We start from the raw sequence: 12,376 nt of genomic DNA, 5'->3' as shown, positions 1-12,376 counted from the left end.
CAATTATACTATGTTATTCTTTAAAATAAATTGATTTTTGTCGCATTTCATAAATACTACACGAAAATATTCCAACTTTTGTTAAATAATACTCACATAGCATTTTAAATAATATTATTAAAGCTTTTATATTAATCTTATTGTAAAAATAAAAATTAGTATGAAAATTACTATTAAAAACTTTCACTAATTCAATTGGAAAAAGATAATCTCTTGGTAATAAACAATTTTTACAAAGATATCCTTCCTCAAGAAAACTAATTGTTTTAATGTGTTGTTTGCTGCCACATCGTTTACACATCGTAAAGTCTCATTCTAATCCATATCATTTTAAAGCACGAAACATAAAAGCAATTACAATACTTAAATTATCTTCTCATGCAACTAAATTGTCTAATGTTGTTGTTAATAATTCGTACAATTCATTATCATCTTGACGGTCAACAACCGCTTGCTCAGCAATTTTACAAATTAATGTTGCTAATAAATAATCATCATAATTTTGTGCTAATTTAATTCTTGTTTTTAATAAATTTCCTGTCTTTAATTTACTTAACTTATTATTATGATATGATAAAAATATTTCAAATTCACTTGTTGCTAAGAATTGTACTGCATACTGATTTTTTGATGTAATTTTTTGTACCCCAGGTGCAAAAAAAGCTAATTTTCCTAATTCTTGTGACAAAATCGTAATAATTGCACTGTTATCATCATAAGGTCGTTTATGCAATACCATTCCTGTTAATTTTTGAATCATTTTAATAACTTTCTTTGTTATAACCTAGACGGGCAATCATTGAAGGTTTATCCCGTCATTTATCCACTACTTTAACAAATAATTCTAAAAATATTTTTGTTCCTAAAATTTGTTCTAATTCTAAGCGGGCTTGCGTTCCAATTTGTTTAATTAAACGGCCTTGTTTCCCAATAATAATTCCTTTTTGCGAATCCCGTTCAACACAAATTGAAGCCATAATTTTTAATAGCTGTGGTTGATCATCAATTTTATCAATTAAAATGGCAACACTATGCGGAATCTCATCTTCTGTCAACAACAAAATTTTTTCACGAATAATTTCACGAATTAAAAACTTTTCTGGTTGATCAGTTAACATATCATCAGGATAATATTGTGGTCCTACTGCTAAATGTGTTTTTAATAAAGTTAATAATGTTTCAAGATTTTTATGTTTGACGGCTGAAACGGGAATGATAGCAGTAAACTGATGAATTTTTTCTCATTCAGCAATTTTTACCATTAAATCACCTTTGGAAACTAAATCAATTTTTGTTACAACTAAAACAATTGGAATTGCGCGCTCTTGTAGTGCTCTTATAATATAACGATCATTATCACCAATGTGTTCATTTGCTGGAGCTAAAAATAAAATAACATCGGCTGCTTTTGTTGCTGATAAAGCAACTTTATTCATAAATTTCCCCATTTCATGATGAGTTTTATGAATGCCTGGGGTATCCATAAAAACAATTTGTGATTCTTGATCATTATAAATCCCTTGAATACGGTTTCGTGTTGTTTGTGCCTTTGCTGTTACAATTGCTACTTTATTATTTAAAATTGTATTTAATAATGTTGATTTACCAACATTTGGTCGCCCCACAATTGCAACAAAACCTGATTTAATTGCCATTTTCTTCACCTCTTAATTATTCTAATTATAAAGGAAAATATCATAAAAAATTATCTTATTTAAAACTCAAACGCAATTTGATCATCTAATGATAAATCTTTTAAAATTCCAAGTTCTTCAAATGATTCTAAATGAGCTTTTGTAATATTTGTTCGTTTTTGTAAATCAGCAATTGATAAAAATGGTTTTTCATGGCGAGCATTAATAATACTATCGCCAACAGCTCCCCCCAAACCATCAATTGCAGAAAATGGCGGTAAAATAATTTTTTCATTATTTTCATTTGTAATAACGGTAAAATTTTTATTTCGACTTGTTTTTAAATCAATATTGCTCATTTTAATTCCTCGGGCATACATTTCTAATGCTACTTCATAAACGGGAATTAAATCTTTTTCTTTTTGTGTTGGTTTATCAGGAGCATTAAAATCTTTATTATCCAAACGAGTTTGAATATCGCGTAAAACTTGTTTGATTGTTTCTGCTCCTTTTAAAATTGTTTTAATATCAAAAACATCTGTTCGAGTTGAAAAAAATGTTGCATAATATTCAACTGGATAATTAATTTTATATCATGCTACTCGTCACGCCATTAAGACATAGGCTGTTGCATGTGCTTTTGGGAACATATACTTAATTTTATTACACGAATCAATATATCATTGTTCAACATTATTATCCCGCATTAATTGTTCATGTTCAGTTGTTAATCCCTTGCCCTTCCGAACATCTTCCATAATCTTAAAAGCACTTTGAGCAGGTAACCCTTTATAAATTAAATTAACCATAATATCATCACGACATCCAATTACTTCTGAAATACTAATATTTTGATTTCGAATTAATTCTTGGGCATTGCCAATTCAAACATCTGTTCCGTGTGACAATCCTGAAATTTGGACTAAATCTGCAAATGAAGTTGGTTTTGTATCTAATAACATTTTACGAACAAAAAAGGTACCAAATTCAGGAATACCAATTGCACCAGTTTTTTCACCATTAATATATTCTGGTTTAATTTTTAAAACATCTAAACTTCGAAAAAGACTTAAAACTGCTTCATTATTTGTTGGAATTGTTTTTGGATCCACTCCCGTTAAATCTTGCAGCATTCGCAAAGCAGTTGGGTCAACATGACCTAAAATATCTAACTTTAAAACATTATCATGAATTGCGTGGAAATCAAAATGAGTTGTTAATCAATTTGATTTGATATCATCAGCAGGAAAATTAACTGGTGTAAATGCTTCAACTTCATATTCATTTGGAATAACAACAATTCCACCTGGATGTTGTCCAGTTGTTCGTTTAACTCCCTCACAACCCTTGGCAATTCGTTCTAATTCTGCGCGACGTTTTAAATGTAAAATATTTTTACTTTCAAAATAACCTTTCACATAACCATATGCAGTTTTTTCTGCCACCGTTGAAATTGTTCCGGCACGATAAACACTACGTTCTCCAAACATTTCTTTAGTAAAGTCATGTGCAATTGGTTGATATTCTCCTGAAAAGTTTAAATCAATATCCGGAACTTTATCTGCTTCAAACCCTAAAAATGTTTCAAAGGGAATATCATGCCCTTCTCCTTTTAATGGTTTTTGACACTTTGGACAAGTACGAACTGGTAAATCATATCCACACTTAACTGAACCATCAACAATAAATTCACTATAACTACAATAAGAACATAAATAATGTGGTTGTAATGGATTTACTTCAGTAATATTACTCATTGTTGCAACAAAACTACTACCAACACTTCCCCGTGACCCGACTAAATAGCCATCTTGCAATGATTTATCAACTAATTTATGTGCAATTCAGTAAATAACAGCAAAACCATGCTTAATAATAGCATTTAATTCACGTTCTAAGCGTGATGCAACAATTTCTGGTAATGACTTACCATAAATTTTATAAGCATTTTGATAACATAATTCTTTTAATAATTGGTCACTACCCTCAATTTTAGGTATATATAATTTATCTTTAATAATTTCAACTTTTTCAATTTGGTCAGCAATTAAATTTGGATTTGTTACTACAATTTCATAAATTAATTCATCATCATTTAAAAACCTAAATTCGTTCATCATTTCCATTGTTGTTCTTAAAAACTGATCAGGATTATCAGTTACTCGTTGCTTATAATCATATAAAGGATGTGGACGGCCACCAATTCCTTTTGCATTAATATAAACTTCACGGAAAATTTTATCTTCTGGGTTAAGATAGTGCACATCACCAGTAGCAACAACTAATTTATTTAATTTTTTTGCTGTAAAAATAATATCTTTAATGACTGTTAATAATCGTTCTTCTGATAAATCCCCTATTTGAACTAAATGTTTATATACACTAGGAGGTTGAATTTCAACATAATCATAAAACTTAATTGTTTCTGCTAATTCCGATTCATCTTTATTTCGTGCCACTTCAAAAACATCACCATTAACACATGATGACCCAATCAATAAATTACTACGATGTTGTTCAATTACACTTCTTAATAATTTTGGTGATGAATAAAAATATTTAGTATGCGCAGCAGTTATTAGTTTAAATAATTCTAATAAACCTAACTGATTTTTTGCTAAAATTGTCATATGTTTTGGTCGCAGTTTTTTATAAACAGCAGGGTCATGAATTTTCTCAATATCATCATCAAACTCAATACTATAAGTATTAATCATTTTCCGTAGCTGATGCTCATAGATATCTGTTAAAACAATTGCATCATAATCACCACGGTGAGCAACTTCTTCATTATAAATAACATTATAACAACGAGCAATTGTTCCCAACCGATAATTTTTCAAATGTGGTTCTAAAATCCGTGATAATTGTAAAGTATCAATTACTGTGTTATTAATTTCTGCGCGTCCAGCTTTTTTTAACCACGATTGAATAAAATCAAGGTCAAACTCAGCATTATGTGCAATTAAAATTGCATCCTTAAAATATTCTAAAATTTGGTCAATTGATTCAATAAAAGTTGGTTTATCCGCTAATAATTCATCTGTAATTCCTGTTAATTCAGTTGTAAATGATGATAACTTAACGGATGGTTTAAACAAATGATTAATTGTTTGACGTTCACCACTAATACCATCCATAATAACCGCACCAAATTCAATGATTTCATCATAGCTACTACTTAAGCCAGTTGTTTCTAAGTCGAAAATAACATATTTTGCAGTTCGTAAATTATGATGATGCAGGTTTTTAACATATCAGACTTTATCATCTAAAACATCTGCTTCAACACCATAAATAACTTTAACATCAGGATATTTCTTATTAAGATTATAAATTTCTGGATAAGCTTGAACATTTAAATGGTCAGTAAAAGCAATTGCTTTATGATTCCAATGTACTAATGTTTTAAAAAGCATTGCAAGATCTGTTACTCCATCCATAACACTCATTTTAGTATGGAGATGTAACTCCACGCGTTTTTCAGGCGCATTATCTTCACGATATAAATCTTCACGCTCTAAACGAGAAATTTTTTTAATAAAAAACATTTGTTCATTACCATAAGTATTATACCGAATATCGCCAAAAAGACTAACTCATTCATTCGTTTTTAATTCTTCAATAAAATCATCTGGTTGTTCTGTTCGAGTAAAAAATTTTGCGCCAATTGTATCACTATAATCAGTAATTGTTATTACATAAATAAATTTCTTTGTTGAAATTAACTGTCGTTCTTTACTTAAAATTTTTCCATAAATTGTCACATTCGGAACATCTTGATCAATATCAATTAACCGTTCATAACTTGCTTCTCCATTTTTTGCTCTCTGATAACTATTTAATTCTCTTCGAACTGGATTAGTCCCATTGGTTGGTTTAGAAATTAACTGTTCTGTTTTTTGCGCTGTTTCTTGATATTTAATTAATTCTTGTTCATTAATTTCTAAAATATTATTTTCTCGTAAATCAATCACTAGGGATAATTGTAAATCACTAAAACCATAGCGACGAAGTTTTTTTTGATAATAATTACAATGTTCACCCACTAATTTTTGTTCACTTTCCGAATGAACAGTAATTTTTAAAATATTATCAGTTAAAACAAAACGTTCTGGGGATAATTTACTAAAAAAACTATTTTTTAATTCCGATTTATTTAATCGAATATATTCTAAGTAACTAAAAATAGTTTCTAATTCGTATTGTTCTTTTCGAACCCGTAAAGAAATCTTTGTGGGTAATGTTTCATTTTCTAATAAAGTTTGTTCTAATTTTAGTAAAACTTCTAGTGGTAAAAAATCATTAATTTCAATCACAACACGAAAAAAACCTTCACTAGTACTATATTCTGCTTTAATGACTTTAGCATCATCAAAATAATTTCCAGTAAATTCTAAATTATTTGCTGTAAATAGTTTTATCAATTGTTGGTCCATCATCTAATTCTCACCTAGCTTTTCTGCTTAAAAAAAGACATCTTTAATTGTTATTCCAATAAATAATAAAATAAAGACTATTGCTCCCGTTACATTAATAATAATCTTTGCCTTATGGGGTAACTGTCATTTTTGCTCTTTTGCTTGATATTCTTCTAATAATACTTTTTGTTGCGCTGGATCATGGCTTTTCTTTCAAATCCTTACCCGACCATTTAAGCGTTTTACTCCACCAACTATTCCTTCAATTGATGTTTCAAAAAACTTGTATCCATCTAATGGTGGAATTGGAATTAAGTTCAAAACAAATAAATTAGCAGATAACATGGCCACATACATAAAGAAAAGAGCTGGTCCTTCTGTTAACATTGAAGAAACTGTTCTTGCAATTCCAATTGGACCAGATAATTGTCCTCACTGACCAGTAAATAATAATCCAAATGATTTTAAAATTGTCACTGATTGTCTAAATGTTTCTCCTCAACCATAGCCATATGCTTGCGCAGTTGAAGCAAACTGACGATCAGGAGCTCTAATTCCGACTGTATAAGTATTGTTGGCTTCTGTTAACTTAACTGGTTCAGTTTGAAATAAACCATCCGAAGCCGTTGTAACTTCTTGTTTATTATTTACACGAGCAAAAGCAAGAATAATATAATTAATTTTTTCATCATTATTACTATTATCATATTGTTGTTTTAAATTTTTAATAAAATTAAAAACTGTTGTTTGATAAGTTGGAATCTTATCTACTGTTCCCACATGACTTGCTAAAATATGATTCTCCTTATTATCAGCTTTATCTTCTTTATTAACACGATAATATTCTTGTGCTACTTTAAGTTTTTCAATATTAGGACCTAATCAATAATCTAAAATCACAATATCTTGAGCAACATTTTGACCAATCGTTTTTAGAGCAGCATATGCTGCACCATTAGAATCATACTTAGCTCCTCAATATGTCATATCAGATGGTTTATAATTTAATGCCGCAAAAGTTGTGGTAAAAATAAAAACAGCAATAAAAAAATTCATTAAAGCTCCTGCGACAATAAAAATTAAGCGTTTTCATTTTGCAATATTTTCCATTTTTCGTTCTTCAGGAACTTCTTCCTCTTCACGCCCTTTTGGTGGATCAACTAATTGACTTGCAACATAAACATATCCTCCAAAAGGAAAAATTCGGATTGAATAACGAGTTTCTTTTTTTCCTCAAGAAAAAATTTTGGGACCAAAACCAATTGCAAATTCATAGACATATGCTCCCGCTAATTTCGCAATAATAAAATGTGCAAATTCATGAATTGTAACTAACATTAATAAAATTATAATCCCAATTATAAAACCTAAAACTACCATTCCTGCTGACATTTATTTCTTAACTCCTTACTTTTTTATTCGAAATAACATTATTTTTCAGAAAAATAATTAATAATATCTCTTTTAATGATATCATTTAATTCTTTGATTTCACGATAATTAACTAATTTTTGCGGTTTAATTTGATTCATAAAATATTCAATATAATCAACAATTTGATAAAATTTAATTCTTCCGGCTAAGAAAAGCGAACGTAATGTTTCGTTTGCTGCATTAAAAGCAATGGCTAATGAATTATTTTCATTTAAGCAACGATAGGCTAATTGTAGCGCTTTTCAACGAGATAAATCAGCTTTTTGAAATGTTAAGGTTATTAATTCCTCAAAATTTAATGGTTTTAAGAACGAACTATGTTTTCGAATTGGATAATATAAAAAATAATTTAAAACTTGTAACATTGAAGGTTTTGATAATTGTCCAATAATTGAAGAATCGGCATATTGTACGGCTGAATGTAAAATAGCTTGTGAATGTAAAATAACAGTGATTTTTGAAGTTTTAAATAAATGATAAGCTTCTATAATTTCAAATCCTTTGTTTACCATTGTTGAAGAATCAATGGTAATATTTTGCCCCATCTTTCAAGTTGGATGTTGCAAAGATTGTTGCTCATCAATTGTTTTTAAATCAGCTAATGTTTTATTAGCAAACATCCCCCCTGAAGCTGTTAAAATAATTTCTGAACACGGGTTGGTTTGCTCTAAACATTGAAAAATAGCGCAATGTTCAGAATCAATTGGATATAATTTATTATTATTTTTTGCTAATAAATTGTTAATTAAATCCCCTGCTACTACTAACGATTCTTTATTTGCTAATAATAACGTACGGTTTTTACCATATAAAGTTTGTAATGTTGGGTACAATCCTGCAAAACCACTAACTGCATTTAAAACCAAAGCTGTCGGAAAAGTAACTAACATTGCATTAATTCCTGTTTCTCCAGTTACAAAAGTTATATTTGGATATTGCGCTGTTAAAATAGCTTGTTGTGTTTCATCACCAAGATGAACAATCCTAATTGTGCGATGTTTATCTAAAATCTTAATTAGAACTGAAATATTATGATAAATACTAACAGCGGTAATTTGAAAATCATTTGGATTTGATTTAATAATTTGTAACGCTTGTTGACCAATATTTCCAGACGCACCAAAAACAATAATATTTCGCATCATAAATTATCGTTGTAACACTATATTTGAAATAATAAACATTACAAAAAAGACTAATGAAAATGAATCCAAACGATCTAAAATACCACCATGGCCAGACAATAAATTACTAAAATCTTTAATATTATAACGACGTTTAATTCATGAAAATGATAAATCCCCTAATTGTGACAAAATGCTTAATACAAACGCTAGCAGAACATAAATTACATAACGCATTACATTTTTATTATTATCATTTGAGAAAAAGTTAAAAACCCAATGGTTACTAGTTGCAAAATGAAACATTAAAATAGCATAAGTAATTGTAATTCCTGCTGCTAAGATTGTTCCCGTTACAGCACCTTCTCATGTTTTGTTTGGAGATATTGTTGGCGCTAATTTATGTTTTCCATAAGTAACACCACCAACAAAAGCAAAAGTATCAGTTAAAATAATAATTAATGCTAATCATACCACACTACTTCAACCATAAGCAGGATTTAACATAAATTTATTCATTGCTTTTAAAGCAAAAGTTAAATACAAGGTAAAAATTAAAACTAATGTCATTTTACCAAAAGTAATTTCTTTTGAACTAAATACTAAACAATAATATCCTAAAATCGCACATAAATAAATAACAAAAATAATTCAGGGTTTTAATCAATTTCAATTTAATAATGTATAAAATGGGTAATTAATTGAACCAATTCCACCATATTCTGTTGCGATTGATTCAGCTGGAAACAAAAATAAAAAAATTATTAATAAATATGTAATGACTTGCGTATAAATTGGTCACTTTGTTCCTCCAACTAACCGCAAAATTTCATAGTTAACTAAACCTAAAATAACAGCATTAATGCCAATAAAAACATAATTAGCAATTTCAATATGTGGAACATTACCATGTCATTCTGTTGCAATTGCCCCTGTGAATAAATATAAACCTAAAAAGACTAATAACAAATAAAATGTAATATGACGAGCAACATATTTTTTTTGAAACATACCTTTATGTTCCTTACTTTTTGACGCTTTATTTGTTAAATTATCATCTCCTGTTGATTTTTCATTTTCATTAATAAGAACATTATCTTCCTGATTGTTTATCACTTTCAATTCCTCCAAATCTTCTATTTCTATTATTATAATCTAATATTGCTTCAGTTAAAGCATTTTCATCAAATTCTGGTCAAAATGCTTTGGTAAAATATAATTCAGCATAACGATTTTGTAATAATAAAAAATTACTTAACCTTTGTTCACCACCACATCGAATCATTAAATCAACATCTGGTAAATCTGCGGTATATAAATGTTGAAATAATGTCTGTTCATCAACAGTTGCTAATTTTTCACTTATCATTTGATTAATTGCTGTTAATAATTCTTCAATGGCTCCATAGTCAAAAGCAAATGTTAAAACCATTCCATTATTATCTTTTGTCCGTAAAATAGCATTATCAATTGCTGTTAATGTTTTAAGCGGCATTTTTGTACGCCGACCAATATGATTTAAAACAATATTTTCATTCTTAAAATTATTAACTTGTTTATTATTTAATAATCGCTCTGGCATCGCCATTAAATATGCAACTTCTTGTGCACTTCGTTTTCAATTTTCAGTTGAAAAACAATAAATCGTTAAATACTTAACACCAAGAGCATTTGCTTTTAATGCGACATCTTTAATCCGTTTTGCTCCTTCTTCATGGCCAGCTGTTCGTTCTAAACCTTGCTTAGTTGCCCAACGACCATTACCATCTAAAATAATTGCAATATATTGTGGTATTTTCATGCCTTATGTCCTTCTTCCCATTTTGTTAATTATACCGAGAGTCATAAAAAAATGAAAGTTTTAAACTTCCATTAGTTCTTTTTCTTTTAGAGTTGCTTTTTCATCAATTTTTTTAATAAATTGGTCTGTTAATTTTTGAACTTCCCCTTCATAATATTTTTTATCATCTTCAGTTAATTCAGAATCTTTTTTAAGGTGTTCATTACTATCTCGTCGTTCATTCCGAATTGCTACTTTAAACTGTTCACTAGCTTTTCACATTTCCTTAACCAACATTTTACGACGTTCTTCAGTTAGCGGAGGAATATTTAACCGAATTAAATCTGCTTCTGAATTTGGTGTTAAACCTAAATCTGCTTTATTAATTGTTGTTACAATTAAATTAATAATTGAACGATCATATGGTTTAATAACTAATTGTCGTGCTTCTGGCACCATGATATTAGCCAATTGTTGAATTGGTGTTAGTGTTCCATAATAATCAATCATAATATGTGATAACATATTTGGATTGGCACGACCAGTACGAATTTTAATTAATTCATTTTCAAATGAAACGATTACTTTTTCCATCTTTTCTTTTGTTTGATTAATAACTTCTTGCGACATTTATTTTTTCCCTCCTGTAACAATTGTTGAACGCGCATTACCATGTGCTGCCTTATAAATATTATCTGGTTCATTAATATCAAAAACAACGATTTTAACATCATCTTCCATTGCTAAACTAGATGCTGTTAAATCCATTATTTTTAATTGTTTTTTTTGCAATTCATTTAAACTAATATTATCAAAGCGAACTGCATCAGCATTATGGCGCGGATCTTTATCATAAATACCATCAACTCCATTTTTTGCCATTAACATAACATCTGCATCAATTTCAATTGCTCTAATTGTTGCTGCTGTATCAGTTGTAAACTTTGGTTGGCCAGTTCCTCCAGCCATAATAACAATTGCTCCTTTTTCTAAAGCAGCTTTTGCTTTTTTAAACAAATATGGTGAAGCAACTTCCGGAACTTGAATTTTTGAAGTTACAACAACATTCTGACTACCTTCATTTTTTAATACAGCCTCTAATGCTAAAGCATTCATTACTGTTGCTAACATTCCCATATAATCTGCACTAATTGGATTCATTTTAATTGTGTCAGCACGATTACCGCGTCAAATATTACCACCGCCGACAACAATAGCAATTTGTAATCCTTCTTTTTGTAATTTAACAATTTGTTTTGCAATATCATAAATTTTTTTCGCATCATATAAATTATCAGAATTCCCTAATGCTTCACCAGATAATTTTAGTAAAACTCGCTTATATTGTAATGCCATTATAACTTTCCTTTCTTTTTTATATTTTATTCTAATATATTATAAATTGTTTTAACAAATAATCAAAATAAAATTACAAATTAGTAAAGAAATTTACTTTATCAAAAACTACTTAATATTAAGTTAAACTTGGCAAATAAGATGTTAAAAACTCATGTCAAAATTCTCATGCTTTTGTTTTTAAAGCATCACTTGTTAAAAGTCAATATATAAATCCCTCCGCAAAAAATTCAAAATTATCTTTAAATGAAAATTTACTAAGATGAAATAATTGAAAAATCTTTTCTTTTGTTAAACTTTGTTGCTGGTGAAAGTTATTAATTTTTTTTAATAAAAATGTTTTTAATTGTTCAATCACATTAATTTTATAATCTAATTTATAACGATAGTGCAACAAATGTCCAAGTTCATGACATAGAGTGTAAAAAATACTTTGTTGTGAAATTCCACCTTCAACCCAATTTTGCTTTCATATCTCTTCATAGTTACAATTTATTGCATCATATGCAATTACAATTTACCGGTTGTTTGAATTTGTATAACCCTTTGTTTCTAAAAATTATCCATCTTTAATAATAACAGAACTTAAAACTTTATTAATTTCTTGTTTTGCTCAAAGAAAAGCAC

10 protein-coding genes are annotated in these 12,376 nt (G+C 28.7%); all 10 read right to left on the bottom strand.

The annotated features are described in order from the left end of the window. Positions 1–13: 13 nt before the first annotated feature. A complete protein-coding gene (recO, locus tag ABNT63_RS04000; protein ID WP_348736643.1) occupies positions 14–760 on the bottom strand; it encodes a DNA repair protein RecO in 747 nt (248 codons plus the stop codon). 1 nt (position 761) lies between these two features. Continuing rightward, complete coding sequence (era, locus tag ABNT63_RS03995; protein ID WP_348736641.1) at positions 762–1,655, bottom strand: GTPase Era; 894 nt, start codon at positions 1,653–1,655, stop codon at positions 762–764. A 59-nt stretch (positions 1,656–1,714) separates the two neighbouring features. Further along, entirely contained in the window at positions 1,715–6,073 is a 4,359-nt protein-coding gene (locus tag ABNT63_RS03990; protein ID WP_348737151.1) for a PolC-type DNA polymerase III, read from the bottom strand. Between the two features lie 27 nt (positions 6,074–6,100). After that, complete coding sequence (locus ABNT63_RS03985) at positions 6,101–7,447, bottom strand: site-2 protease family protein (protein WP_348736639.1); 1,347 nt, start codon at positions 7,445–7,447, stop codon at positions 6,101–6,103. A 38-nt stretch (positions 7,448–7,485) separates the two neighbouring features. After that, positions 7,486–8,631, bottom strand: a complete 1,146-nt coding sequence (gene dxr / locus ABNT63_RS03980) for a 1-deoxy-D-xylulose-5-phosphate reductoisomerase (RefSeq protein WP_348736637.1) — start codon at positions 8,629–8,631, stop codon at positions 7,486–7,488. Positions 8,632–8,637: 6 nt separating this feature from the next. Continuing rightward, positions 8,638–9,729 (bottom strand): phosphatidate cytidylyltransferase, encoded by a 1,092-nt coding sequence (locus tag ABNT63_RS03975; RefSeq protein WP_348736635.1) that lies wholly within the window; start codon positions 9,727–9,729, stop codon positions 8,638–8,640. Further along, on the bottom strand, positions 9,707–10,414 hold the full coding sequence (uppS, locus tag ABNT63_RS03970) for a polyprenyl diphosphate synthase (RefSeq protein ID WP_348736633.1): 708 nt from the start codon (positions 10,412–10,414) through the stop codon (positions 9,707–9,709). The genes ABNT63_RS03975 and uppS overlap by 23 nt, the downstream gene beginning before the upstream one ends. 60 nt (positions 10,415–10,474) lie before the next feature. After that, complete coding sequence (gene frr, locus ABNT63_RS03965) at positions 10,475–11,023, bottom strand: ribosome recycling factor (RefSeq protein ID WP_348736631.1); 549 nt, start codon at positions 11,021–11,023, stop codon at positions 10,475–10,477. Continuing rightward, positions 11,024–11,749 carry a UMP kinase gene (pyrH, locus tag ABNT63_RS03960; RefSeq protein ID WP_348736629.1) on the bottom strand — a complete coding sequence of 242 codons (726 nt, stop codon included), beginning with the start codon at positions 11,747–11,749 and terminating at the stop codon, positions 11,024–11,026. Between the two features lie 118 nt (positions 11,750–11,867). Continuing rightward, positions 11,868–12,143, bottom strand: a complete 276-nt coding sequence (locus ABNT63_RS03955) for a hypothetical protein (RefSeq protein ID WP_348736627.1) — start codon at positions 12,141–12,143, stop codon at positions 11,868–11,870. Between the last annotated feature and the right edge of the window lie 233 nt (positions 12,144–12,376).

The sequence above is a fragment of the Spiroplasma endosymbiont of Ammophila pubescens genome (assembly GCF_964020965.1).
Lineage (GTDB): Bacteria > Bacillota_I > Bacilli_A > Mycoplasmatales > Mycoplasmataceae > Spiroplasma.
Note: the sequence above shows the minus strand (reverse complement) of the source record. Positions and strands in the feature narration are given on the sequence as shown.